Below are 24,139 nucleotides of genomic sequence, written 5' to 3' on the forward strand. Positions count from 1 at the left end.
ATGGTAGCCCTGTTGCCCTAGACCCAAACCCAACGGCAGCGACGGACTCGCCGCCCCCAGCGGTCGCGAACGGTACGGCAGACCCGGCGGTGCCGGGGGCGATGCCGGACCCAGTCGCTTGGAGTCTCCACCAAAATCGGCGCCTGGACTTCCGTGGCAGCGGGCGGAGCACGAACTGCGCCCGGTTCGACAACCACAGGCGCGGCCCGTTCGTCCGGCGCGGACCTGGCACCGTCGGCCCCGATAGCGACGCTCAGCAGCGACAAAACGAAAGTCCGCCTATGCATGCGAAATCCCTCCGTTCAGATCGGATTCTTATAGTCCAAGCCGACCTGCACCAATAGTGGACATCGGCCGAAGGCCGCCATCAATCCCAGGCCCGGGAAGGGAAATCCGCCTCGTGTCCCTCGTCCGGCGACGGATCCAAGATCCGGTGGCATGACTGGTCATGTGAAAGCCCTCGTTCCCAGTCTCCTGCGAGCTGGCAGGCTGGCCCAACTGGACAAGGAATCCGGGACGAGGATCGACTAGGCGCGGCGAACATGATTGAACCGCCGCCTGCTTCATACGGGCGGCGGTTTGGTGTTCACGTTCACGCCCGCGGCTTTCCAGGAGAACGCAATGTCCACGCCCCCCCTGAACGAGCTCGAGCAGATCGTTGGAGCCGGCCATGTCCTGACCGACGCTGACGCCATCGCGCCGTTCTGCGAGGACTGGCGCGGCCGGAGGCACGGTCTTGCCTGCGCCGTGGTCCGACCGGCCAACGTCCAGCAAGTCTCAGAGATTGCAGCCTGGAGCCAGCGCCACCGGGTTCCGCTGGTCCCGCAGGGTGGGAATACCGGCCTCGTCTTCGGCGGCATTCCCGATGACAGCGGACAGGCGATCGTGGTCCAGCTCGGGCGCATGAACCGTATCCGCGAGATCGACACGGTCAACGCCGTCGCCATCGTGGAATCAGGCGTGGTTCTGCAGACCTTGCAGCAGCGTGCCCACGATGCCGGCCTGTTCTTTCCCGTCAGCCTCGCGGCCGAGGGCAGTTGCCAGATCGGCGGCACGATTGCCACCAATGCTGGCGGAACGGCGGTTCTGCGCTACGGCAACATGCGCGACCAGGTGCTTGGGCTGGAAGTGGTGCTCTCCGACGGGCGGGTGTGGAACGGCCTGCGTGCGCTGCGCAAGGACAACACCGGCTACGATCTGAAGCATCTCTTCATCGGTTCGGAAGGAACCCTCGGCATCGTCACCGCCGCCGTGCTGAAACTGCACGCAGCGCCGCAGGCGCGCGCGACCGCGCTGGCCAGCGTCCGGGATTTCGCGGCTGCCCTGCGCCTGTTCCAACTCGCCCGGGCCCGCGCCGCCGATGTGTTGTCCGGCTGCGAGTGCTTTACCGAAGACTGCCGCGCCCTCGTCGAAACCCACGCTCCGCATGTCCCCCAGCCGACATTGCGCGGTGGCGTCTATGTGCTGCTCCAGCTCGATGCGGCGACGCCAGAAATTCCTCTCGAGGCAATCCTGGAGGGAGTTCTCTCCGAAGGTTTCGAACAGGAGATCGTCGACGACGCCGTCATTGCCCGTTCCCTGGCACAGGCTGAGCAGCTCTGGGCACTGCGCGAGAACATCACCGAAGCGCAGAAGCGCGCAGGCCCCAGCTTCAGCCACGACGTTTCCACACCAATCAGCGCCATCCCGGTCTTTGTCGATCGCTGCCTGGCCGCGCTGTATGCGATCGACGCACGCCTGCGCCCGATCGTCTTCGGCCATATCGGCGACGGCAATCTGCATTTCAATCTGTTGGCACCGCCCGGTGCCGATGCCACCGAACGCCAGAGCCTGCACAAGCAGGTCGAGACGGCACTCTATGATCTCGTCGATACCTTTGACGGCAGCATTAGCGCCGAGCACGGCCTGGGCGAGCTGAAGCGCGACCTCATCGAAATCTACAAGCCACCAATCGACCTGGAACTGATGCGGGGCGTCAAGCGCCAGTTCGACCCCTCGAACCTTATGAATCCGGGCAAGGCCGTGCGGCTGGTCTGACGCGGCCGCTCGGAGCCGGATTCGCACGTGACGGTGTCGCGCCCAACCGAAGCCGTGGCAGCAGGGCGCGTGTCACATGCCAGGCGGCCTGCTCCGATCGTCCTTCGTCAGGCGGAATCGGATCCGCCGCTACTCGGCAAGCCGCGACAACACCTGATGGGCGGCCTTCACCCGTGCATCGTTGGGGTAGTTCTTGTTCGCGAGCATGACGATCCCGATCTTCTTCGCCGGGACATAGGCGACATAGCCGCCAAAGCCGTTGGTCGAACCGGTCTTGTTGAGGATCACGTCGCTCCGCGGCGCCATCGGCGGCTCGATTGCAACCGCCGGGGTGCCGTTCATGATCATCTTGGCCGAGTTGCCGGCAACGATCCTGTCCAGCTCGACCGGATAGGGATATTGCTCCCAGATCAGATCCTGGATGAGCTCGCCCGCGCGGAAGTACCCGGTATGGGTCGCACTTGCAGCGACAGCGACCTTTCCCGGTACAGTGCCGATGCCCATGTTCACCTCCAGGAAGCGGATCATGTCGACCGCGTTGGATTTGATCCCGTAGGCTTCGGTCGCGAGCAGGCCCGGGGAGACCCGGGTCGGCTTGTCGTCCCGGCTGTATCCCCAGGCGTAGCTCTTCATCTCCGCCGCAGGGACAGTGATATAGGTTCGGCGTAGCCCGAGATCCGGGAACAATCGCCGCTCCATCAGCGTCTCGAAGCTTGCTCCCATGGCCTTCGCGGTGACCACGCCGAGAAGGCCAATACTTGGGTTGGCGTAATTGCGATATGTGCCGGGAGTGAACCGCGGCTTCCACGCGCGGTAGTAAGCCATGAGCTGCTTCTGATCCTTGACGTCATCGGGGACCTGAAGCGGAAAGCCGCCGGCCGTATGCGTGCCGAGATCCAGCAGTCGCACATCGTCCAGGGCACTGCCCCTCAACTCGGGCATGTGTTGGCTGACGCTGTCGCTCAGAGACAGCTTGCCCTCGACCTCGGCATAGGTTGCAAGCGTCGCTGTAAAGGTCTTGCTGATCGACCCGAGCTCGAAGAGCGTGTCACGCGTGACGGAAACCCTGGGTTCCTTCGAGGCCAGGCCGTACTCGATGAAATAGCGCTTTCCGTCGATCGTCACGGCGACGGCCAGGCCGGGGATCCCGTGCTGCTCCATCACCGGCTTCACCGATTCGTCGACAGCCTGGCGCACCCGGGCATCCTGGTCGGGGCCTGCGCCGTGGGCGCTGGACAGGCTGCCCAGCGTGCCGGCGAGAACGCTGGCTGCCAGACCTGCATAGAGTCGTTTGGGCATGGGCATCTCCTTCCAGCTCGGAATGAGCGCCGTTTATGCCCCCTTCGAACTCCCTACAAACGATGATAAGTCGGATCAGCCATAAGATAAATTTGGGCATCGATGGTTCGACCTTTTCTGCCACTCAACGCGTTGCGGGCGTTCGAAGCGTCGGCCAGGCATCTCAGCTTCACGCGCGCCGGAATCGAACTCGCCGTGACGCAAGCCGCCGTGAGCCAGCAGGTTCGATCTCTCGAGCAGAGGTTGGGCGTGCAGCTGTTCCGCAGGCTCCCGCGCGGCCTCAGGATCACCGCGGAAGGCGAAGCCCTCCTCCCTGTCGTGAGTGATGCCTTCGATCGCCTGGCCACGACGCTCGACAGGGTTGGGTCGGGCAAGGTCCGCGAGTTGCTCGTGGTGGGGGCGGTTGGCACCTTCGCGGTCGGCTGGCTGCTGCCCCGACTGGAGGACTTCAGGCGCGCTCACCCGTTCGTCGAACTGAGGCTCTCCACCAACAACAACCGCGTCGATCTGGCGGCGGAAGGATTGGATTTCTCCGTCCGCTTCGGCAATGGTGCCTGGCATGGACTCGATGCGACGGAGTTGTTTGAGGCGCCCCTGACGCCGCTCTGTACGCCCGAACTGGCCGCCGCACTCGACACGCCGCAGGATCTGGGCGCACTCACCCTGTTGCGCAGCTACCGCGTGGACGAGTGGAGCCGCTGGTTTGCTGCCACTGGCGCAGACGTGCCGCCCAACATTGCAGGTGCCATCGTATTCGACTCGTCGCTTGCGATGATGGAGGCCGCCGAACAAGGGGTCGGAGTAGCCTTGGCCCCAGCCCTCATGTTCTCGCGCCAATTGCGCAACGGTTCGATCCGGAGACCGTTCCCGGCCTCGATTTCGCTCGGAAGCTATTGGCTGACCAAACTCAAATCGAGGAAGCCGACGGCTGCGATGCGAGCATTTTCTGACTGGATTGCGGCCCAGGATCCGGGCTCTCGGAACGAGCCGTTTGGCGATATGCGCCAGCAGCATTCGGCCCGCGGCGCGTGAGCCCAGTGAAGCAAGCGGCCGCTATGCCACGCTGTTTGCCGACTATGACGTCCGGCTCGATACCGACGCCACCCCTCATGCGTTCACCGCCGGGCTGCGCGCCACCTGGTAGCGAAGAGTGATTACGGCCGCTCGCGCGCTCGTGGGGCTTGCGGAATCCTGCTATCGCGATCCTCGGCTCAGAGCAGGGATTCTCAGGTGATGCGGAACGGCACTCTCTCGATCGGGATCATTGGCGCAGGCATCATGGGCGAGCGGCTGCTGCGCGCCATTCTCGACCAGTCATCGGAACTGGTGAAGGTCAGCGGCATCTGGGATCCGGCCCCCTCGGCAATGGAGCGCATGGCCGCAACCTTCCCGCAGGTTCCGCGACTGGCCGATGCCGCTGCAATCGTCGCCGCCAGCGACTGCGTCTATATCGCCTCGCCGCCAGCCTCCCATCTCGCGCACGCCCGCGCCGCTATCAGCGCGGGCAAGAGCGTCTTTTGCGAGAAACCGCTGGCGGTCGATGTCGCCGATGCACGCGCCTTTGTTGCGGAAGCCGGAGGCAGAGGCGCGGTCAATTTTCCCTTCGCTTCCTCGCTTGCCGTGGCGACACTGATGGACTGGGTCGCGCAGGGCGCGGTCGGCACAGTGTCCCGCGTCTCGATCGAAGTCGCCTTCGCGACCTGGCCGCGCCCCTGGCAGGCCGATGCCGCGGCCTGGCTCGACAGAACACAACAGGGCGGCTTCACCCGCGAGGTCGTGTCGCATTTCCTCTTCCTGAGCCGCAGGCTGGTCGGCCCCCTGCATGAGCTCACGGCAAGCGTTGCGTTCCCGGAGGCCGGCAAATCGGAGCGCAGGATCGAAGCCAAGCTGCTGGCTGGAGACATCCCCGTCGAGCTCAAGGGCAGTGTCGGTACCACTGGTAAGGACGACCACAATATCTGGCTGCTGGAAGGCGACAAGGGCGCGGTCCGGCTCTGTGACTGGTCGATCGCCGAACGCCGCCTGCCCGATGGCAGCTGGGAGCGCGCCGCCGACGCATTGTCGCAGGCCGATGCACGCCCCGTCGCGCTCAGACGCCAGCTCGAAGGTGTTGTCCGCCTCACCCAGGGCGAGCCGCATCATCTCGCAACCCTGCCGGAAGCCTTGAACGTTCAGGAGATCGTCGAGGCCATTCTGACCAGCCAGCACCAGTAGGAGTGGCGTTGCAGCAGCGGGGCGCCTCCCCGCTTCCCTCGCATTCTCATCACCAGCGCAAGGCTTCCGAAACCGTCCCCGCGCACACCGGCAGCGGTTGTAACGCAGGGCGGGCGGCCGATGGACATGGTCGGGCGTCTGGGAGGTGAGGAGTTTGGCCTGATCTTCTATGGTGCCCGGCCGGATACCGCACGCCGCATGCTCGAAAATCTCGTCCGCGCGGTCTCCGGGCTCAGGATTCCGCACGACGCATCGGACACGGCCACACCTGACAGTCAGCGTCGGCGCGGCCCTTTTCGACGGCCTGGAACCGCTGGAGCAGATCTACAGGCGCGCCGACGGGCAGCTCTACGAGAGCAAGGCCAAGGGCCGAAACCGGTTTACGCTTGGCTAGCGGCAGTAGAGGCGACGCGCTATGTTGGAACAGGCTCGGTTTGAACGCGCGGGACGCGCGGGCGACCCTGCGGAGGTTCGCCATGATCAGCGCAGCCCTTCTCTCACTTTCCTTATCAACCGGTCTCTTCGTTCCCGTTGCCGATGGGCCGCCGCGCTTCGATGTCGTCAACACGTGCCGCGACGTCGGCCGCTCCAGCATGGGAGTCGGGCGTACCCCCCAGGCCTGCCAGGACGATGAGAACCAGGCGCGCGCGACGTTGGAACAACGCTGGTCGGCTTATCCGTCGCCGAGCCGCCACACCTGCGTCGAGAGCGCACAACTCGGCGGCCCGCCCAGCTATGTCCAGGTTCTGACCTGCCTCGAGATGGCCCCGCGCTAGCTACGCAGACCTGATTATCCTGGATTGAGCATTGGCAAATAGCGCGCTAGGCTGCTCCCGCTCCGTCACGGGAGGCTGTCATGAAGCCCGCATTCCTGACCGATGCCCAGATCGATGCCCGCGCTTTGAGTCACCGCCGCGAACTCGGCTTCCGCGACGAGCAAGGCATTGATTTCATGATCCTGATGGCGCGGCTGAAGGCCCGCTATCCCAATTTTGCTTATGAACGCGTACCGGACGGCCAGCTCGCCGACGCCGAGGCGCAATGGGATTCCGAGACCAAACGCCTGCGGATTCCGGAATCCGTGTTCCTCGCGGCCCTGCGCGGCGAAGGCCGGTCGCTGATGACGATCGCCCACGAGGTCGGGCACGCCCTGCTCGGCCATGAAGGAATCTTGCATCGCGCTCCCTCCGGCTCACAGGCCGAGCGCCTCTCGGCCAAAGTCCGGGCGATGGAGTATCAGGCCCGGCGCTACGCCGCCGCCTTGTTGATTCCAAACATCGAGGCAATCCGCCATATGAGTGCAGGCGAGATGAGCGAGCATTTCGGAGTCAGCATGAGCGCCGCCATGCTGCGCAAGAGCGAGTTGAAGTAGACCCGCTTGCCCGGGCTTGTCCGACGGCCCAATCTTGCATCGAGCCGACTCGATTCAAGAGATAAGCCATGCCGCACAAGACATTGATGATCATGGCATTCCTGACTTTGACAGGAATGCCTGCGCCGGCTCTCGCCCAGCAAACCTGCGATGAGCTGTGGTACGCCCGCAACGAGATCTACAAGGCGCAGGGCTATTGCTTCCGCACCCAGCGCGGCATTGCGGCCTTTGGCAATGCCGGGTGCCAACACGACAATGCCGAGGATCTGCCGCTGTCGAACACGCAGCGTCGCATGATCGCCGACATCCAGCGTGAAGAACGCGCGCGGCGCTGCCCGCGCTGATTTGCCGGGACCGATAGCTGTGGAAGGCCGGCCCGTATCCGGCCATCGGCCAGTTTCAGTGTGTTAGAAGCGCCGGTCCGGGAACAGGGCGGCAGACGGAGCGGCAAGACCAGAGCATGACGACGGGCATCGACATGGGCTTGACCCAGGGAGGACAACCCGCGCTGCTTGATCTCGCCGAATTGTTGGCGACGCGCCTGCTGGTCCAAGGCAATTCCGGCTCCGGAAAGTCGCATCTGCTGCGCCGGCTGCTGGAGCAGAGCGCACCACTGGTCCAGCAGGCCGTGATCGACCCGGAGGGCGATTTCGTCTCGCTGGCTGGCCAATTCGGTCATGTCGTGGTCGATGCCGCGTGCGGCGAGGCCGAGTTGCAGCGCATCGCCGTGCGCGTCCGCCAGCATCGCGTCTCGATCGTGCTCAATCTCGAAAATCTCGATGCCGACGAGCAGCTGCGCGCGACGGCCGCTTTCCTCGGCGGGCTGTTCGATGTCGATCGCAGCATGTGGTTCCCGATACTGGTCGTCGTCGACGAAGCGCAACTCTTCGCCCCGGTGATGGCCGGCGAAGCGTCAGACGAGGCCCGTCGCCTTTCGCTCGGCGCCATGACCAATCTGATGTGCCGCGGCCGCAAACGCGGCCTCGCCGGGGTGATCGCGACGCAGCGCCTCGCCAAGCTTGCCAAGAACGTCGCGGCCGAGGCCTCGAACTTCCTGATGGGTCGTACCTTCCTCGATATCGACATGCAGCGCGCCTCCGACCTGCTCGGCATGGACCGGCGCCAGGCCGAAATGTTCCGCGACCTCGAGCGTGGCCAGTTCGTCGCTTTGGGCCCCGCATTGTCGAAACGCCCCTTGCCGCTCAGGATCGGCGCCGTGTCCTCGGTCGATCGCGGCAGTGCGCCTGGCCTGATGCCCCTGCCCGAGCAGGCCCCGGAGGATGCGAGCAAGCTGATCTTCGAGGCAGGCGAGAACGAACCTCCAGTCACCTCCTGGGTCCCGCGTCCCACACCGCGACCGCGCCCGGCAGCGAATGAAGTGCTCCGCCAGATCGAGAGCTATCGCCCTGCGCCCATCGTCGAGCCGGAGTCCGAGATTCCGATGGAGCCGGAAGAGCGCGAGGCGATCATGACCGAGATCCTGCGCGACCTGATGGAGGATCCGGAAACGCGAACCCGCCAGGTTGCCGTGGTCTATCAGGACTTTACGGTACGCTGCCGCATGCGCCGCGTCGGTCAATCATCGCTCAGTCTCGACGACTTCCGCCGACGGCTCGCCGTAGCGCGCGCAGGGGCGAGCGAGGACATCACGGCATCCCATGCCTGGCAGGTCTCGCTCGACGCCGCAGCCACCCTGCCGGACGACCTCCAGAGCCTGTTTCTCTACATTGCCCGCACCGCAATCGAGGGCGCACCCGCCCCGACAGATGCCGAGCTCGCCGAGGTCTATGGCAGCCATTCGCCGGGCCGTGCCCGCCGTGTTTTGGGTTATATCGAGGAGCGCGGGCTCCTCGTCTGCCATGTCGATTTTCGCGGCCAGCGCACGCTGGCATTGCCGACGATCGGCATCGAGACTGCGCCGGGCATGGCGCAGCCGCGCAGCACCAAGGGGATGCCGCGCGGTCTCAGGGCCTGACCGGTGGCTCAGTGCCCCTTGCCGGCTGGCAGCGTGATCTTGTCGACCCAGGCGATGCCCATGGCCGAGAAGATGAAGACGACGTGGATCACCGTCTGCAGGATGACCCCGGTCTCGGTGTAGTTCGTCACCCGCCCCGTATTGCCGATGTTCCCGGCCTCGATGAAGGTCCTGAGCAGGTGGATCGACGAGATCCCGATGATCGCCATCGCAAGCTTGATCTTCAGGACGCTCGCATTGACATGGCTCAGCCATTCCGGCTGATCGGGGTGACCATGGAGCTTCAGGCGCGAAACGAATGTCTCGTAGCCGCCGACAATGACCATGATCAGCAGGTTGGAGATCATCACTACGTCGATCAGCCCGAGCACGACCAGCATGATCTGCTGCTCGCCGAACTCCGTCGCGTGTGTGACGAGGTGGACCAGTTCCTTCAGGAACAGGAAGACGTAGACGCATTGGGCGACGATAAGGCCGAGATAGAGCGGTACCTGCAGCCAGCGCGAACCGAAAATGATCCTCGGCAAGAGCTTCATTGTCTCGGCAGGAGGCAGCGTCGAATTCTGATGCGGCATGGAGTGGTTCCGGATGCGGGAAGGGATCGTGTTGCGAAGCAACATCACGCCGTCGCTAGATGGTGCGGGAGCGCCTGCGAGACAAGCGCTAATCCTGAGCGGAGCTTTGCATCGAAATGCTGAAATGCGGTGACGAAGCGCCGTAAGGATGAAATTTCGCGGATCTTGGCGGCCGCGGCTTTCATGCCGTCGCCTTGCACTATAAAATTGCCACGGATTGGAGGAACACTCGCGTTCCTCTCACATTCGAGAGGAAAGGAGAAAGTTTCGTCATGATCAAGACCCTCGCCATCGCCACAGCGCTGCTAGGAGGCGCCGTTCTCGCCGCCCCCGCGAGTGCCGCGCCGCTGAGCGCGACGACTGGCTCAGCCGCGGCTGTCGCCGAATCCGGCAAGGATCTGGTTCAGAGCGTGCAGTATCGGAGATATTACGGCCCAGGCTACGGCTACCGTGGCGGCTATTATCGCGGCGGACGCGGTGCGGCTGTCGGTGCCGGGATTGCGGCGGGCGCCCTCGGCGCATTGGCAGCTGGCGCGCTGCTCGCGCCTGGCCCGGTCTATGCTGCCCCGGCCCCGGTCTACGGTGGACCCGTCTATGGTGGGCCGGTCTACGCCTCTCCGGATGCCGATGCGGTGGCCTATTGCGCGCGCCGGTTCCGCAGCTACGACCCCGAGACCGGTACCTATATCGGCGCGGGCGGCGTGGTTCGCGCCTGCCCCTGAGCGCTGACGCGAATTCAGCGGCACGATATCAAGCCTCTCCGTGGTGACATGGGGAGGCTTTTTGATGGGGAGATGTGCCGCTCGGGCATTCATGCTGACGTCGTTTGACATGACCAGCCCCACAGCAGGGTTGTCAGCGGGCGATCTCTGACGCTTATTCTCCGCTCGACCTGACTCGGAGCCAGCCCGTTGCGCATTGCCACCTGGAACGTCAATTCGGTCCGCCAGCGGCTCGGCCATTTGCTCGATTTCCTGAGGGAATCCGAGCCCGACGCGCTGTGCCTGCAGGAGCTGAAATGCGTCAACGGCGATTTCCCGCGGCGCGAGATCGAGGACGCTGGCTGGCAGGTCGAGACCCATGGCCAGAAGACCTTCAACGGCGTCGCGATTCTCAGCCGCGCCAGGCTCGAGGACGTCCGCCGTGGCCTGCCCGGCGACGATGCCGACGAGCAGGCGCGCTATCTCGAAGGTGTGCTGCCCTATGCCGGCGGCGTGGTCCGCATCGCCTCGATCTACCTGCCGAACGGCAATCCGCCCAATACCGAAAAATATTCCTATAAGCTCGGCTGGATGCGCCGCCTGACTGCCCATGCGCAAATGCTGCTCGCCCATGAAGAGCCGTTGGTTCTGGCCGGCGACTACAACGCCATCCCCGAGCCCCGTGATGCGCGCGAACCAGCAGCCTGGGTCGATGATGCACTATTCCTGCCGCAGACGCGGGCTGCCTTCCGTGGCCTCGTCAATCTCGGCTTCACCGAAGCGCTGCGCTCGACCACGGATTCCGGCGGACTCTACACCTTCTGGGACTATCAGGCAGGCGCCTGGCAGCGGAACAACGGCATCCGGATCGACCATCTCCTGCTCTCGCCGCACGCTGCAGACAGGCTTGCAGCTGTCTCGATCGCCAAGCATGTCCGCGGCTGGGACAAGCCGTCGGACCATGTGCCGGTCATCGTGGAGTTGAAGGCGGCGTAATCAACAACCGCGTGCTCACGCGGCTGTTGATGGCATCGAGCGTCGTCTCACGTCGCGCGGAGACTTTTCCGTAGCGCCGCCTCGTGAGGTCGGATGCCTGGCGTGCGGCGCCCTCAGCGCCCGCTGGAGCGGCCTGCAACCTGGCGTTCAAACAACGATAACGCCGCGTTGCGGTCACTCACGGAGGCTGCAGCGAAGGCCGCGTCGTAGCGCTCGAAGATCCAGGTCTCACGCGTCGGATCGGCGGCATCGCGCGCCAGAGCAAGCCACATCAGCCCCTGTGAGACCTGACGCGGAACACCATCGCTGCCACGAACCAGCATGTCGCCGAAAACGGCACGCGCCGGCACATGCCCCTTCTCGGCGGCAAGCTTCATCCAGCGCGCCGCCTGCCGCTGGTCGCGGCCGGTGCCTTGCCCATTCATGTAGAGCCGGGCGAGATTGTACTGCCCGTCGGGATCGCCAAAATAGGATGCGGCGTAGTGGAACATATCGAAGGCCCGGTCGATATTGGGCTTCACATAGGAGCCCTTGATACCGTCCGTGAAATAACTGCCGAGCGCGACGAAGGCGCTGCCGACGATGCGCCCGTCAGCTGTACCCGGAATCGCATCGGCATTCTCATCCGCGATCTTCGAGAAGTACTCGAAAGCCTTGAGATCGTTGCTTGGAACGCCTTCGCCACCGGCATACATCCGGCCGAGCTTGTACTGGGCCGTGAGGTGACCGTGAGCTGCTGCATATTCGAGCGCGCGCACGGCGCCGGCCTGATCTCCAGCCGTCGAATCACGCATCCAGGCTTTGAGCGCATCGCGCGCGCTGGCGAAAGGCGCGAGCGGCAGCGCAGCATGCGCAGCAGGGGCATTCGGTGCGGGCGCCAGCACGCGGCCATTGGGTAAAGCCTGCAGGCCCGCGGGAGGCGGCCCCTCGGGCTCCGGCAGCGGAGCGCCCGGAATGGAGCGCGGCGGGATCGGCGCCCGGCCCATGACATCCTGCGACCAGGCTGCCGACTGGCAGCCCAGGATCAGAAATGTTCCAGCTATGATGGTCTCAGATATCCGCATAGCAATGGGTTTCTGCCGCCCCTCCTGGGTGGGTCACGGCCCCACCTTTGGCGGAACCGACCGTCTGTGCATATTTCCACAGCGCACCCGAATTGTAGTCGGTCTTGCGCGGTTTCCAGGCCTTACGACGCTCCTCAAGTTCGGCATCAGAAAGGCGGCACGCGAGCTTTCCTGTGATGGCATCGAGCTCGATGATGTCCCCATCCCGGATGAGGCCGATCGGCCCGCCAACGGCGGCTTCGGGGCCGACATGACCGACGCAGAAGCCACGCGTCGCGCCGGAGAATCGCCCGTCCGTGATCAGCGCGACCTTGTCGCCCATGCCCTGACCGTAAAGGGCCGCGGTCGTCGACAGCATCTCGCGCATGCCGGGGCCGCCCCTGGGGCCCTCGTAGCGGATGACCAGCACATCGCCGACCTTGTATTCGCGATTGGTGACGGCCTTGAAGGCGTCCTCCTCGCAATCGAAGCAGCGGGCCGGCCCGGTGAAGACCAGGCTCTCGGTCGGCATGCCCGCGATCTTCACGATCGCGCCCTCCGGCGCGAGATTGCCCTGCAGACCGACGACACCGCCATTGTCGGATAGCGGCTTGTTGGCGGGACGGATCACGTCCTGCTCGTCATTCCATTTCACCGAAGCGAGGTTTTCGGCAATGGTGCGGCCCGTCACGGTCATGCAGTCGCCATGCAGGTAGCCATGGTCGAGCAGGGTCTTCATCAGCAAGGGGATGCCGCCGACCTCGAACATGTCCTTGGCGACGTATTTCCCACCTGGCTTCAGGTCGGCGATGTAGGGGGTCTTCTTGAAGATCTCGGCGACAGCGAAGAGATCGAAATCGATGCCGCATTCATGCGCGATCGCCGGCAGATGCAGCGCGCCATTGGTCGAGCCGCCAGAGGCTGCCACGACCATGGCCGCGTTCTCCAGCGCCTTGCGGGTGACGATGTCGCGCGGGCGAATGTTCCTGGAGATCAGCTCCATCACCATCTCGCCGGCGGTGTAGCAGAAGGTGTCGCGTACATCGTAGGGCGCAGGTGCGCCGCAGGAATAGGGCAGCGCAAGGCCGATCGCCTCGGCAACCGTCGCCATGGTGTTGGCGGTGAACTGGGCGCCGCAGGAGCCCGCGGACGGGCAGGCCGCCTCCTCCAGTTCCTTCAGGTCCTCGTCCGACATGGCGCCGACGGAGTGTTTGCCGACAGCTTCGAATACGTCTTGGACGGTGACCGGCTTGCCCTTGAAGGTGCCGGGCAGGATCGAGCCGCCATAGATGAAGATCGACGGTACATTGAGGCGAACCATCGCCATCATCATGCCCGGAAGGGACTTGTCGCAGCCGGCAAGGCCGACCAGTGCGTCATAGCAATGGCCGCGCATGGTGAGCTCGACCGAGTCGGCGATGCACTCGCGCGACGCCAGCGACGATTTCATGCCTTGGTGGCCCATGGCGATGCCGTCGGTGACCGTGATGGTGCAGAACTCGCGCGGCGTGCCCGCGGCCGAAGCGACGCCCTTCTTCACGGCCTGGGCCTGGCGCATCAGCGAGATGTTGCAGGGAGCCGCCTCATTCCAGCAGGACGCCACGCCGACGAAGGGCTGCGCGATCTGCTTCGAGGTCATCCCCATCGCGTAGTAGTAGGAACGATGCGGAGCGCGCGCCGGCCCGACGCTGACATGCCGGCTGGGTAGCTTCGACTTATCGAAAACGCGCGCGTCCATTCTACCTGTCCTCGTTCCACCCTGCGCTTGCAGCGCGCGGCAGATGTGCCACGCAGCCCGCGCCAGGCGCAACGTTCAGTGTCTTTGCAGGCTCGGGAAGGACATATTCTTCCAACCGGACAAACCCGACTTTAAATCATCAAAATCTCAGTGACTTAACGTCCCTCTTTGCTGGGCGCGCTTTGTGGCGGCATCGCGGCATCTATTCCAGCTCAGGACAGCGCGCATGCGATGCCTCGGCGGTGTTGCCACGATGTCACAATTCGAGGAGCCGCAGCTCAGAGAACCATGGGCAGGACGAAGAACCCGCCAACGACCACCACCAGCAGAATCGTCACGCTGAGCGGCAGGTGCTTCTCGATGAAAATACGGATGTTGTCGCCGTAGAAGCGCAGGGCGAGCGCGATCATGGCGAAGAAGGTGACGCGCGAGATCACCATGCCAATGGTGAACTTCCAGATGTCGAAATGCAGGAAGCCCGACATGATCGTGACGATCTTGAACGGGATCGGCGTCAGCCCCTTGGTGACGAGCACCCAGAACCAGAAATCCTGCGAGCTCGAGATCAGATGGGCGGCCTTCTCCTGAAGCCCGTAGATGCTGATCAGCCAGACGCCGACGGATTCATACAGGAAGGCGCCGATCGCATAGCCGAGATAGCCCCCCGTGACCGCGCCAAGCGAGCAGATTCCAGCATAGAACCAGGCCCGGTCCGGCCGCGCGATGCACATCGGCAGCAGCAGCGGGATCGGAGGCAACGGGCTGATCGAGCTCTCGACGAAGGTGAGGGCGAAGAGCAACCACGGCGCGGCGGGGTGGGATGCGTAGGAAACGCACCAGTCATAAGCTCGCTTGAGCATGCGTCGGTTCAGTGTCTCGTGCAGTGGATCGAACGGCGCATGGCAGACTTGCACCCCGCGCGCATCTAATCGTGTCCCCGGGAATATGCCAGAGGTCTCTTAGTTCAAGGTCAATTTGGCGACCGATTCATGTCCTGATGCGGGCAGCGCAGATCGGCTCATTTCGGCGACATCCCGGGCTTTCCCGCCTCGACGACGAAGCTGGCGCGCGTCGAGACCGCACCTCCGGCGGTGGTAACTCGGTCCAGCACACGGTAGTCGGCCTGCCAGCCGCCTTGCGACATGATATGGCGCATATAGCCGCGCTGATTGTTGAAAAAGCCGATATGCGGGTTCTTCTGCAGGACCACCTGCCCCGCCTTGGTCATATCGGCTCCGTCGCCGCCGGAGGTGATCGAGGTCGCGACGAACTCGACACCAAGGGTCCTGGACTTGGGATCGTCGAAATTGGCCTTGAGCTCGCCCGCCCAGTTCTGGTGGATGTCTCCGGTCAGCACCACTGCGTTGGCCGTGCGGGCGCTGTCCAGCGTATCGAACAGTCGCTGGCGTGCCGCCACTGCACCGTCCCATTTGTCCATGCTGTAGCTGGTCTTCTTCGGATCGGGATCGCGGTCGTGGCGCATCACCATGACCTGCTGCGCCAGCACGTTCCATCGTGCTCCCGAACTGCGCAGGCCTTCGGCGAGCCAAGCCTCCTGTTTCTCGCCAAGCATGGTGTTATCCGGCTTCAGGGCGTCAGTGCAGGCCGCGTGCGAGCCATCCCCGCAAGGCTGGTCGGAGCGCGACTGGCGGGTGTCGAGCACATCGATCTGGGCCAGATCGCCATAAAGGAAGCGCCGATAGGCCTGGATCGACGGGCCATTCGGGATCGACGCCCGGCGCAATGGCATATGCTCATACCAGGCCTGGAAGCCGGCAGCGCGACGCAGCGCGAATATCTCCGGCGGAATATTCTGCTCCGAGACCAAGCCGGCAAAATTATTGTCGACCTCATGATCGTCGAACGAGACGAGCCACGGTGCCGAGGCATGGGCCAGTTGCAGGTCGGGATCGGATTTGTAGATCGCATAACGATGCCGGTAATCGGCGAGCGAATAGATCTCGTCGGGATCTCCGGGCATGACGCGCGCGACAGGTAGCGGCCGCTCGTTCGGCCGTACCATGCGGTACTCGTAGATGTAGTCGCCATAGTGATAGATGAAATCGAAGTGCTCATCCGCCACATGGCGAAAGGCGGTGAAATAGCCGTCCTCGTAGCGCTGGCAGCCGAGCACACCGAAATGAGCTCGCTCGATCGACGCATTTGCCGCCGGGAAGGTGCGGGCGCGGCCCGTCATGGTGCGCTCGCCGCCGCAGGTGAAGCGGTAGAAATAGTCGCGGTTCGGTTCCAGCCCGGAGACCTCGACATGGACGGCGTGGCCAAGCTCGGGCCGGGCCAGGGCCGAGCCGCGCTGCACGACCTGGCGCATATTCGCCTCGGAGCCGATCTCGTAGGTGACCTCGACAGCCTTCATGGGCATGCCGCCATTGCGCGCAAGCGGCAGGGGCGCGAGCTTTGTCCAGATCACGAAGCCATCGGCAGACGGATCGCCCGAGGCGATACCGAGCCCGAAAGGATAGGCGGCGAAGACCGGATTGGCCCAGACCCGCTGGTCGAGCATACCGCCGCCGGTGAGCAGCAGACCCGAAGCTGCAAGCCCCTGCAGGAAGCGCCGGCGCGAGGGTGTGCCCGCATCGGTCAGAAAGTCATCGACAATAAACCGACCAAAGACATTGCGGCGAAACATGGCAGGGCCCCAGCAAGCGTGTTTGGAACCCTACCAGTCTTTGCATAACGCAGGAGTGACGCGCTACCGGACTATTGCAGCCGCACCAGCGCTTCGCCGATCTTGACCTTGCGCGCCTCGGCCTGCGCCTTGCGCTCGCGGTTTTCCTCAACGACCTCTTCCGGCGCACGAGCGACGAAATCTGAATTGCCGAGCTTGCGCTCGACCGCGAGAATGTCCTGGTCGAGCTTGGCGAGTTCCTTGGTCAGGCGCGCCCGCTCCGCGTCGAGATCGATGATGCCGGCGAGCGGCAGAGCCGCGACTTCGCCACGCACGATGATCTGGGCGGATTGCGGCGGGGCGATCTCGGCGAAGGTGATCGCAGAGACACGCGCGAGCCGCTCGATCATCGGTGCCCAGGCTTCGATCGTCGCCTTGGTTGCGGCGCTCGCCTTGACCAGGACCAGAGGCGCTTGCGCGCCGGCCGGCACATTGGTCTCGGAGCGGACCGAGCGGATGTCGGAGATCAGATCGACGACGAAGCCGATCTCGGCCTCGGCCGCCTCGTTCTTGAGGCCGGCAAGCTCGGGCCAGCGCGTCAGGCAGACCAGCGCGGCATCGCCCTTGGCGAGCTTGCGCGGAGCCCCCTCGCCCGCCTTCACAGCCCAGAGTTCCTCGGTGAGGAAGGGCATGAAGGGGTGGAGAAGCTGGCAGATCAGGTCGATGACATGGGCAACGGTGGCCTGTGCCTCTGCCCGCTCCTCGGCGGCCGCGCCATCCCCCTGCAGTACGGGCTTCGCCAGCTCGAGATACCAGTCGCAGAACTCGTTCCAGACGAAGCGATAGGCGGCGCCTGCCGCTTCGTTGAACTTGAAGCTGGCAATGCCGACCGCGATCTCGTCGGCAGCCCGCGCCGCCTCGCTGAGGATCCAGCGATTGAGCTGCTGCTTGACCTTGGCGGGATCAAACCCCTCGACGCGCTGGCAGCCATTCATCTCGGCAAAGCGCGAGGCATTCCAGATCTTGGTCGCGAAGTTGCGATACCCCTCGACGCGCGAGGTCGCGAGCTTGATGTCGCGCCCCTGCGCCGCCATCGCCGAGAGCGTGAAGCGCAGGGCGTCGGCACCGTACTTGTCGACGAGCGTCAGCGGATCGATGACGTTGCCCTTCGACTTCGACATCTTCGCGCCCTTCTCGTCGCGAACGATGGCGTGGATATAAACGTCGCGGAACGGCACCTCATCCATGAAATTGAGCCCCATCATCATCATCCGGGCGACCCAGAAGAAGATGATGTCGAAGGCGGTGACGAGCGTGGCCGTCGGGTAGTAGCGCTTGAGCTCCGGCGTCTCCTCCGGCCAGCCAAGCGTCGAGAACGGCCAGAGCGCTGAAGAGAACCAGGTATCGAGCACGTCCTCGTCGCGCGTCAGCGTAACCGGGCCGCCATAATGGCCGACCGCCAGAGCCTGCGCGGCGGTCTCGGATTCGGCGACGAAGCACTCGCCATCCGGCCCGTACCAGGCCGGAATCTGGTGTCCCCACCACAACTGGCGCGAGACGCACCAGGGCTCGATGTTCTCGAGCCAGTCATTATAGGTTCTGGTCCAGCTGTCGGGGGTGATCTTCGTGCGCCCGTCCTTCACGGCCTTGAGCGCGCGTTCCGCCAGCGGCTTGACGTCGACATACCACTGATCGGTCAGCCAGGGCTCGATCACGACATCCGAGCGGTCGCCATGCGGCACCGTATGCGCATGCGGCTCGATCTTCGCCAGCAAGCCGCGCTCGGCCATCAGCGCAACGACGAGGCGGCGGGCAGCGAAGCGGTCGAGACCGTGCAATGCCTGCACCGCCGGCTCAGGCTTGGCACCAGCCAGGAAATCCTCGTTCCCTTCGAGAAGCATGCGGGCTTCGCCGTCGAGGATATTGACGACGGCGAGCTTGTGGCGCTTGCCGACCTCGAAATCGTTGAAGTCATGCGCCGGCGTGATCTTGACCGCGCCGGTGCCCTTCTCGGGGTCAGCATAGTCGTCGCCAAAGATCGGGATGACACGGGCAACCAGCGGCAGAATCGCATTTCTGCCGATCAGGCCCTTCAGCCGCTCGTTCTCGGGATGCACGGCGACACCGGTATCGCCCAGCATCGTCTCCGGCCGGGTCGTCGCAACGGTGATGAATGTCGAGGCATCTCCGGGATCGTAGACCGCGCCTTCGAGCGGATAGTTGAAATAATAGAGATGCCCGCTCGGATCGCGGTTCAGCGCCTTGTCGAGCTTCGCGGAGTCGAACTCCTCCTCTCCGCCGCGCTGCCATTTGTACGAGCCGGTCTTCTCGACCTGCAGGACCTCGAGATCCGAAATGGCCGTCTGGAATTTCGGATCCCAGTTCACCAGCCGCTTGGCGCGGTAGATCAGCCCCTGCTTGTGGAGTGAGACGAAGACCTTGAGCACGGCCGCGCTCAGCCCCTCGTCCATGGTGAAGCGTTCGCGCGACCAGTCGCAGGAGGCGCCGAGCCGCTTCAGCTGGTTGACGATGGTGCCGCCGGACTCGGCTTTCCAGCGCCAGACCTCCTCGAGGAAGGCCTCTCGGCCCATCGTCCGGCGATCGGTCTTGTTCTCGGCGGCAAGCTTGCGCTCGACCACCATCTGGGTCGCGATGCCGGCATGGTCGGTGCCCGGCTGCCAGAGCACGTCCTTGCCGCGCATGCGCTCAAAGCGGCAGAGCACGTCCTGCAGCGTGTTGTTGAGCGCATGGCCCATATGCAACGAACCGGTGACGTTCGGCGGCGGGATGACGATGCAATAGGGCTCTGCACCGGGCTCCGCGCCCCGCCCCGCCCGAAAGGCCTCAGCCTCTTCCCAGGCCTTGCTGATGCGCGCCTCAACGGTGGCGGGCTCGAATGTCTTGTCCATCATTGCTTCGCTCGAACGCAAAATGGCCGGGGGAAAGCCCCGGCCGGAGGTCAGGCCAAAAGGTTATTGGTCTTAAGAGCCCATGCGTGGGCGTCCCGTCAACGCTTTCGACAATGCGGATGCCTCAGGCCGCGCTCGACTCCAGGAACCAGAGTGCCTTGTCGAGCGCCCGAGAATACCCGGTCAGGATATCGGCCGTGTCGGCATCGCCGGCCTCAGCCGCAGTGTCGATCCCGGTGCGAACAGTCTTGGCGGTCTCGGCATAGCGCTCGATCAGCTCCGCGAGATGGTCCTTCACCGCGACGATCTCGGTCGGATAGGGCTTCAGCGTCGTGCCGGACGCGACATTCTGCGTTGTGCCAAGTGCGATCCCGCCAAGCTGCGCCACGCGCTCTGCGACCGTATCGACATGCGTGTCGAGCTCGGCGCGGAAGCCATCGAGCATCTCGTGGATCGCGATGAAGCCCGGGCCCTTCAGATTCCAGTGCGCCTGCTTGGTGACCAGGGCGAGATCGATGCCGTCCGCCAAGCGGGCATTGAGCAGGCTGATCATTGCGGTCTTGGTGTTGGACTTCAGATCGATGCGTGACGTGGGCTTCTTCATGATCGGTCCTCGCGTTAAGGCTCGCCGAAGGTGGCATCAGGCTCGCGAAGCCGTCTGCCCCCGGAGAGGCTTCGCACTCCTTCGGGTCCGAAACAGGCACGCCCCGGTGCAATCGTCAAACCAACACGATACGGAACCACGTCCCGTCTCGGTGGTTAGGCTTCCATCGATCGGATTGCCCGCCCCCTCAAGCACAGCAGGATGACCGGATGAAGCTCCTCGTTCACAGCCTCGGAGCATGGGTGGCCGTCGAAGCGGCTTCGGGACGTTTCTCACGCCCTGTCGCGGTCGGCCTCGCCATGCTGGTCTCACGGCTGGGTGGGCCAACCGCCGCGTTGACCCTCGCCGGTTTCGCCCTCAAGCAGTTGCATGATGCCGGCGCCTTTGACGACATCAGGGTGCCGCAACGACGCCACCGACGGCTGCGCGGCCGTTAGATGATCGGTCCGGATATCGTACCCGGTCCGATCATCTAACCTTCTGTGTTTGCATCGGCTTTGCCCCGAAAACCGCAATCCACTTTTCGGGCCGATACTTTAGCCAGCCAGTTTCGCCTTGGCGCTGGAAATGCCTCAGTGCCGATTACCGCGGGCGACGCGTTCGATCTCGGCGCGCACCAGACGTTCCACCATGGTTGGCAGATTGTCGTCGAGCCAGGTCTTGAGCATCGGCTTCAGCATATCCTTGACCAGATCCTCGAGCGTGCGCGCGTTGTTGGTCAGGACCGTGTGGGCGAGCGCACCGAAGGCGTTGTTCACCGCCGAACCCGCCTGCTCCGAAATCAGGGCAGCCATATCGAGAGACGGCAGCGCGGACTGGACTGGAACGAAGGGTGGCGGCACGAACATCTGCGCCGACAGCTCCGGTTGCGGCTCCGGCTTGATCTCGGGCTCGGTCGGCTCGATGAAATCGACATCCAGGCTGGGCTGCATCGCCACTGCCGGAGGCTCAGACTCAACCTCCGCAGGCGGTGTCACCAAGCTCGCCTCAGCTCCGAGATCGAGCACGTCGTCATCGATCTCTTCGACGAGTTGCAACTGCGGTGCCGCCGGTGGCGGCTCAGGTGCCGGCGGCGGCGCGCTCGCCTCAGCGGGCTTGACCTCGTCATCCGCGATGATCCGGCGGATGGAGGCGAGAATCTCCTCCATCGACGGTTCGTTGGGCTTGGGTTGCGCGCTCATGCTGGGTCCGACCACTCGACACCGGGCGCGCGAACCGAATCAAACGCAGCCCCAACGCTGAGTATTCCACGCAAACTGCGCCAAGCAAGGCGGGTACGGGCGCGCCCACAGGAGAAATCCGGATTGTTGCCGGAATGTCGCCCAGGGACCGCAGAACGGCGAACACAGCCAGCGCAGCGCTTCGCGTGGCGCAAAACAGAAACGGGGGCCGCAGCCCCCGTGGTCAACCTTCAGCTGTGCCTCAGCGCCCGTCAGGAACCTGGGTGCCCCAGAGCAGTCCCTTGACCTGATCGTAATGCTTGCGGGAGTCGTAGATCGCAGCCTTGAGCTTCAGCGTCTCAGCCGAGAGCCTGCCGACGGCCGAGAGCACGGCATAGGATGCGACGACCCGGTCACGCTGCGCCGTCACCAGCGTCGACCGCGCAATCACCAGTTCCTGCTGCGCGTTCAACACGTCAAGCGTGGTGCGCTGGCCGACCTTGGCTTCCTCGCGGACACCGGCAAGCGCGGTTTCAGCCGCCTGAACCTGCGCCTGAGCTGCGATGATCTGCGCCTTGGCAGCATCAAGACTGCCCCAGGCGGAGACGACGGCAGCGCGCACGGTGTCTCGCGACGTGTCGACGTCGATCCGGCGCTGACCGGCCGTCTCCTTGGCCTGCCGAGTCCGCGAATAGACCTGGCCACCCTCATAGATCGGGATCGTCAGCGTCGCCACTGCACTGGCCGAGAAGCGATTGTCGCCAAAAACCTGGCTGTCGTAGCGCTGCGCGACCAGGCCACGCACACCCACGGTCGGACCGAGATCCGCTTCCGTGACCTTCACCTGCAACTCCGCCGCATCGACGCCATGCAGGGCTGCGATGATCGCAGGATGCCCTACCAGCGCGACGTCAAGCGCAACCGGCAGCGATTTGGGCAGCAGGTTCTCGATAGGCCGCCCCGGCGCGAGCTGCTTCGGCTCCACGCCGACATTCTGGCGAAAGCGCGCGATGCTGGTCTTGAGGTTCGATTCCGCCAAAATCTCCGCAGACTGCGCCTGCGACAAGCGGGCTTCCGCCTGCGCCACGTCGGTTCGGGTTACCTCGCCGACCTGAAATCGGTCACGCGTCTGGCGCAGCTGCTCCTCGAGAACCTCGACGTTGTTGCGGTTCAGATTGAGAATTGCGGTGTCGCGCAGCACGTTCATGTACGACGTGGCGGCATCGAGCAGCACGTTCTGCTCGGTATTGCGCAGTGTCGCCCGCGCACCCAGAACCTGCGATTCCGCCTGGCTGACCGAGCTGCGGGTCTTGCCGCTGTCGAAGATGTTCTGGTCGATCTGGACGCCTGCGCCACGCGGCGCCAGGCGGGTCGTGCTGTTGCCGGCTCCGGGCTGATTGGCGTCTATCAGGCTCGCACCGATATCCGCCGAAGCGGTGATGCGCGGCCGGTAGCCGGACAGTGCCTGCGGCACGTTCTCGTTGGTCGCACGCACCGCGGCGCGCTGCGAGTTCAGCGTCGGATTGCCGTTATAGGCCCGCGCCAGCGATGCATCCATCGTCTGCGCAGAAGCCGATGTGGTCTGGCTGGTGGCCAAAACAGTGGCCAGAACCGCAGCGAGACCGTATCCGGCCGACTTCCGCTTAATTTCTTTATCGTTCACGTGGACGCCTCTTGTGCGGACTCAAGTCTCGCCCAGGCATCGCCCCAGCCTCGGCATAGTTGGAGTGATTCATACCCGGAGCCGCAGCCCGCGCCAATCTCACCCAGGCGCAAATGGTCGTTTCCATGGCGCAGTGCCGCATAAATGCGACACTGCCGAATCAAAATTCAAAACTCGGGACGCGGCGGAATTCTTCCAAAACAGGCGCCGCCGCATCGAAAACCGGCCTCGCCGACATGGATTGCGCGCTTTTTTGATAAAGCTGCACCCGCGCGGCTCGCCCCTGCCCCTCGACCAGGATCAGCCGGCCATTATCGCTGACGAGGCCAAAAAGGCTCTCCGGAATGGTCTCGCAGGCGCCGCTGACGAGAATCGCATCGAAATGCGATTCGGCAGGCCGCGTGGCGCTGAGCGTCACGCCGACAGCGCCGGCTTGCGCCAGCGCCCCACGCGCCTGATCGAGAGCAGCCGCGTCAGGCTCCCAAAGCGTTGCGACCGCGCCCATATCCGCCATCAGTGCCGCGCCATACCCTGTGCCACCGCCATATTCGAGCACGCGCTCGCCGGGCTGGATACTGAGCATCTGGATCATCCGCACGATCACCATCGGCGTCATCAGCGCCCGACTCGTGCCCGGCAAGGCGACAGACTGGTCGAGATAGGCAAGGTGGGAGAGTTCGGCGGGAACAAAAGCTTCGCGCGGGACGCGGTCGGCAGCCGCGAGAACCGCACGGTCCGTCACGTCATAGGTCCGCAATTGGCAATCCACCATCATCCGGCGCAGCTCGGTGAAGCTGTCCATATCCTCGATCTCCGTCTGCGCGGCGCGTGTTCGCCGTCCTCAGCTTTTGTTCGAGGCGGTCGCAAAAGGCAAGACGGACGCGGCAGCGCGCCGGTTCAGCTGCAGCAGGATTCCACGTCTGAGGAGCGACCGTGGCGGATCGACGGAACGAATGGTCGGGCCCCGACCAGCGAACCTCGGCGGACTGCAGTGGAGTGAGCCCGCGATGGCGAACGCGCGCCACCCTCGCGATCATGCTGAGAACTCAGACCAGCAAGCGCGCATAAAATTCGGAAATCACGAGCCAACGCCCTGCCCCTGGCTAAGGGGCCGACGCACGGGCTGCGAATTCTCAAGCTGAGAAGAGTTGGCTCCCGGAGCAGGATTCGAACCTGCGACCAATCGATTAACAGTCGATTGCTCTACCGCTGAGCTATCCGGGACCG

General features: G+C 64.2%; 22 protein-coding genes, 1 tRNA gene and 1 pseudogene. 12 read left to right on the forward strand and 12 right to left on the reverse strand.

All coding sequences use genetic code 11. The features are described from left to right. The first annotated feature begins 621 nt into the window (after window positions 1–621). A complete protein-coding gene (locus FG93_RS14010; RefSeq protein ID WP_043235582.1) occupies window positions 622–2,037 on the forward strand; it encodes an FAD-binding oxidoreductase in 1,416 nt (471 codons plus the stop codon). A 129-nt stretch (window positions 2,038–2,166) separates the two neighbouring features. Here FG93_RS14010 and ampC read toward each other — a convergent pair whose 3' ends face one another. Beyond that, window positions 2,167–3,336: a class C beta-lactamase gene (gene ampC / locus FG93_RS14015; RefSeq protein ID WP_043235310.1), complete on the reverse strand. Its 1,170-nt coding sequence runs from the start codon at window positions 3,334–3,336 to the stop codon at window positions 2,167–2,169. Window positions 3,337–3,438: 102 nt separating this feature from the next. Here ampC and FG93_RS14020 point away from each other — a divergent pair, with 102 nt between their 5' ends. From FG93_RS14020 to FG93_RS14050, 8 genes and pseudogenes are all read left to right on the forward strand, one after another. After that, window positions 3,439–4,368, forward strand: coding sequence for a LysR family transcriptional regulator (locus FG93_RS14020; RefSeq protein WP_052513751.1), 930 nt, complete (start codon window positions 3,439–3,441; stop codon window positions 4,366–4,368). A 201-nt stretch (window positions 4,369–4,569) separates the two neighbouring features. Further along, on the forward strand, window positions 4,570–5,550 hold the full coding sequence (locus tag FG93_RS14025; protein ID WP_043235312.1) for a Gfo/Idh/MocA family protein: 981 nt from the start codon (window positions 4,570–4,572) through the stop codon (window positions 5,548–5,550). A 48-nt stretch (window positions 5,551–5,598) separates the two neighbouring features. Beyond that, window positions 5,599–5,787, forward strand: a pseudogene (locus FG93_RS34030) (hypothetical protein); the annotation flags it as partial. After that, window positions 5,720–5,944 carry a diguanylate cyclase gene (locus tag FG93_RS34035; protein ID WP_369347058.1) on the forward strand — a complete coding sequence of 75 codons (225 nt, stop codon included), beginning with the start codon at window positions 5,720–5,722 and terminating at the stop codon, window positions 5,942–5,944. The pseudogene FG93_RS34030 and the gene FG93_RS34035, both read left to right, overlap by 68 nt. A gap of 82 nt (window positions 5,945–6,026) precedes the next feature. Continuing rightward, a complete protein-coding gene (locus tag FG93_RS14035; RefSeq protein WP_043235316.1) occupies window positions 6,027–6,326 on the forward strand; it encodes a hypothetical protein in 300 nt (99 codons plus the stop codon). Between the two features lie 80 nt (window positions 6,327–6,406). Then, window positions 6,407–6,922, forward strand: a complete 516-nt coding sequence (locus FG93_RS14040; RefSeq protein ID WP_043235318.1) for an ImmA/IrrE family metallo-endopeptidase — start codon at window positions 6,407–6,409, stop codon at window positions 6,920–6,922. Window positions 6,923–6,990: 68 nt separating this feature from the next. Continuing rightward, complete coding sequence (locus tag FG93_RS14045) at window positions 6,991–7,266, forward strand: YARHG domain-containing protein (RefSeq protein WP_244448615.1); 276 nt, start codon at window positions 6,991–6,993, stop codon at window positions 7,264–7,266. 116 nt (window positions 7,267–7,382) lie between these two features. Next, window positions 7,383–8,897 (forward strand): ATP-binding protein, encoded by a 1,515-nt coding sequence (locus tag FG93_RS14050; RefSeq protein ID WP_043235320.1) that lies wholly within the window; start codon window positions 7,383–7,385, stop codon window positions 8,895–8,897. 8 nt (window positions 8,898–8,905) lie between these two features. Here FG93_RS14050 and FG93_RS14055 read toward each other — a convergent pair whose 3' ends face one another. Next, a complete protein-coding gene (locus FG93_RS14055; RefSeq protein WP_052513752.1) occupies window positions 8,906–9,472 on the reverse strand; it encodes a TIGR00645 family protein in 567 nt (188 codons plus the stop codon). Window positions 9,473–9,744: 272 nt separating this feature from the next. Between FG93_RS14055 and FG93_RS14060 the strand changes: the two genes are divergently transcribed. Together FG93_RS14060 and xth are read left to right on the forward strand one after the other, a co-directional pair. Continuing rightward, window positions 9,745–10,194: a BA14K family protein gene (locus FG93_RS14060; protein ID WP_043235322.1), complete on the forward strand. Its 450-nt coding sequence runs from the start codon at window positions 9,745–9,747 to the stop codon at window positions 10,192–10,194. 189 nt (window positions 10,195–10,383) lie between these two features. Then, window positions 10,384–11,169 (forward strand): exodeoxyribonuclease III, encoded by a 786-nt coding sequence (gene xth / locus FG93_RS14065; protein WP_043235323.1) that lies wholly within the window; start codon window positions 10,384–10,386, stop codon window positions 11,167–11,169. Between the two features lie 113 nt (window positions 11,170–11,282). Here xth and FG93_RS14070 read toward each other — a convergent pair whose 3' ends face one another. The 6 genes from FG93_RS14070 to dps all read right to left on the reverse strand — a co-directional run bounded on the left by FG93_RS14070 (window position 11,283) and on the right by dps (window position 20,089). After that, on the reverse strand, window positions 11,283–12,233 hold the full coding sequence (locus FG93_RS14070) for a tetratricopeptide repeat protein (RefSeq protein ID WP_244448616.1): 951 nt from the start codon (window positions 12,231–12,233) through the stop codon (window positions 11,283–11,285). Then, a complete protein-coding gene (ilvD, locus tag FG93_RS14075) occupies window positions 12,220–13,950 on the reverse strand; it encodes a dihydroxy-acid dehydratase (protein WP_043235325.1) in 1,731 nt (576 codons plus the stop codon). Before ilvD ends, FG93_RS14070 begins: the two co-directional genes overlap by 14 nt. Before the next feature lie 278 nt (window positions 13,951–14,228). Continuing rightward, complete coding sequence (locus tag FG93_RS14080) at window positions 14,229–14,810, reverse strand: YqaA family protein (RefSeq protein WP_043235589.1); 582 nt, start codon at window positions 14,808–14,810, stop codon at window positions 14,229–14,231. A gap of 158 nt (window positions 14,811–14,968) precedes the next feature. Then, complete coding sequence (locus FG93_RS14085; protein ID WP_081881541.1) at window positions 14,969–16,597, reverse strand: alkaline phosphatase; 1,629 nt, start codon at window positions 16,595–16,597, stop codon at window positions 14,969–14,971. 71 nt (window positions 16,598–16,668) lie between these two features. Then, window positions 16,669–19,488, reverse strand: coding sequence for a valine--tRNA ligase (locus FG93_RS14090; RefSeq protein WP_043235327.1), 2,820 nt, complete (start codon window positions 19,486–19,488; stop codon window positions 16,669–16,671). Window positions 19,489–19,609: 121 nt separating this feature from the next. Continuing rightward, the gene (gene dps, locus FG93_RS14095; protein WP_043235328.1) at window positions 19,610–20,089 is read right to left on the reverse strand and encodes a DNA starvation/stationary phase protection protein Dps; all 480 of its coding nucleotides are present in this window, start codon (window positions 20,087–20,089) and stop codon (window positions 19,610–19,612) included. A 209-nt stretch (window positions 20,090–20,298) separates the two neighbouring features. Between dps and FG93_RS14100 the strand changes: the two genes are divergently transcribed. Then, window positions 20,299–20,526: a hypothetical protein gene (locus FG93_RS14100; protein ID WP_043235330.1), complete on the forward strand. Its 228-nt coding sequence runs from the start codon at window positions 20,299–20,301 to the stop codon at window positions 20,524–20,526. Window positions 20,527–20,661: 135 nt separating this feature from the next. Here FG93_RS14100 and FG93_RS14105 read toward each other — a convergent pair whose 3' ends face one another. The 4 genes from FG93_RS14105 to FG93_RS14120 form a co-directional block, all read right to left on the reverse strand. Continuing rightward, window positions 20,662–21,270 carry a PopZ family protein gene (locus FG93_RS14105; RefSeq protein WP_244448617.1) on the reverse strand — a complete coding sequence of 203 codons (609 nt, stop codon included), beginning with the start codon at window positions 21,268–21,270 and terminating at the stop codon, window positions 20,662–20,664. 241 nt (window positions 21,271–21,511) lie between these two features. Next, window positions 21,512–22,912, reverse strand: a complete 1,401-nt coding sequence (locus tag FG93_RS14110) for a TolC family outer membrane protein (protein ID WP_052513753.1) — start codon at window positions 22,910–22,912, stop codon at window positions 21,512–21,514. A 160-nt stretch (window positions 22,913–23,072) separates the two neighbouring features. Next, on the reverse strand, window positions 23,073–23,714 hold the full coding sequence (locus tag FG93_RS14115) for a protein-L-isoaspartate O-methyltransferase (RefSeq protein ID WP_043235331.1): 642 nt from the start codon (window positions 23,712–23,714) through the stop codon (window positions 23,073–23,075). Window positions 23,715–24,061: 347 nt separating this feature from the next. After that, a tRNA-Asn gene (locus FG93_RS14120) sits at window positions 24,062–24,136 on the reverse strand. Window positions 24,137–24,139 lie beyond the last annotated feature (3 nt).

The sequence above is a fragment of the Allobosea sp. LC85 genome (assembly GCF_000735605.1).
GTDB lineage: Bacteria > Pseudomonadota > Alphaproteobacteria > Rhizobiales > Beijerinckiaceae > Allobosea.

What these genes read in the sequence shown, in the direction of transcription:
- FG93_RS14010 (WP_043235582.1), top strand. Translation starts at nt 622, where the DNA reads ATGTCCACGCCCCCCCTGAACGAGCTCGAGCAGATCGTTGGAGCCGGC.
- ampC (WP_043235310.1), bottom strand. Translation starts at nt 3,336, where the DNA reads ATGCCCAAACGACTCTATGCAGGTCTGGCAGCCAGCGTTCTCGCCGGC.
- FG93_RS14020 (WP_052513751.1), top strand. Translation starts at nt 3,439, where the DNA reads ATGGTTCGACCTTTTCTGCCACTCAACGCGTTGCGGGCGTTCGAAGCG.
- FG93_RS14025 (WP_043235312.1), top strand. Translation starts at nt 4,570, where the DNA reads ATGCGGAACGGCACTCTCTCGATCGGGATCATTGGCGCAGGCATCATG.
- FG93_RS34035 (WP_369347058.1), top strand. Translation starts at nt 5,720, where the DNA reads ATGGTGCCCGGCCGGATACCGCACGCCGCATGCTCGAAAATCTCGTCC.
- FG93_RS14035 (WP_043235316.1), top strand. Translation starts at nt 6,027, where the DNA reads ATGATCAGCGCAGCCCTTCTCTCACTTTCCTTATCAACCGGTCTCTTC.
- FG93_RS14040 (WP_043235318.1), top strand. Translation starts at nt 6,407, where the DNA reads ATGAAGCCCGCATTCCTGACCGATGCCCAGATCGATGCCCGCGCTTTG.
- FG93_RS14045 (WP_244448615.1), top strand. Translation starts at nt 6,991, where the DNA reads ATGCCGCACAAGACATTGATGATCATGGCATTCCTGACTTTGACAGGA.
- FG93_RS14050 (WP_043235320.1), top strand. Translation starts at nt 7,383, where the DNA reads ATGACGACGGGCATCGACATGGGCTTGACCCAGGGAGGACAACCCGCG.
- FG93_RS14055 (WP_052513752.1), bottom strand. Translation starts at nt 9,472, where the DNA reads ATGCCGCATCAGAATTCGACGCTGCCTCCTGCCGAGACAATGAAGCTC.
- FG93_RS14060 (WP_043235322.1), top strand. Translation starts at nt 9,745, where the DNA reads ATGATCAAGACCCTCGCCATCGCCACAGCGCTGCTAGGAGGCGCCGTT.
- FG93_RS14070 (WP_244448616.1), bottom strand. Translation starts at nt 12,233, where the DNA reads ATGCGGATATCTGAGACCATCATAGCTGGAACATTTCTGATCCTGGGC.
- ilvD (WP_043235325.1), bottom strand. Translation starts at nt 13,950, where the DNA reads ATGGACGCGCGCGTTTTCGATAAGTCGAAGCTACCCAGCCGGCATGTC.
- FG93_RS14080 (WP_043235589.1), bottom strand. Translation starts at nt 14,810, where the DNA reads ATGCTCAAGCGAGCTTATGACTGGTGCGTTTCCTACGCATCCCACCCC.
- FG93_RS14085 (WP_081881541.1), bottom strand. Translation starts at nt 16,597, where the DNA reads ATGTTTCGCCGCAATGTCTTTGGTCGGTTTATTGTCGATGACTTTCTG.
- FG93_RS14090 (WP_043235327.1), bottom strand. Translation starts at nt 19,488, where the DNA reads ATGATGGACAAGACATTCGAGCCCGCCACCGTTGAGGCGCGCATCAGC.
- dps (WP_043235328.1), bottom strand. Translation starts at nt 20,089, where the DNA reads ATGAAGAAGCCCACGTCACGCATCGATCTGAAGTCCAACACCAAGACC.
- FG93_RS14100 (WP_043235330.1), top strand. Translation starts at nt 20,299, where the DNA reads ATGAAGCTCCTCGTTCACAGCCTCGGAGCATGGGTGGCCGTCGAAGCG.
- FG93_RS14105 (WP_244448617.1), bottom strand. Translation starts at nt 21,270, where the DNA reads ATGAGCGCGCAACCCAAGCCCAACGAACCGTCGATGGAGGAGATTCTC.
- FG93_RS14115 (WP_043235331.1), bottom strand. Translation starts at nt 23,714, where the DNA reads ATGGACAGCTTCACCGAGCTGCGCCGGATGATGGTGGATTGCCAATTG.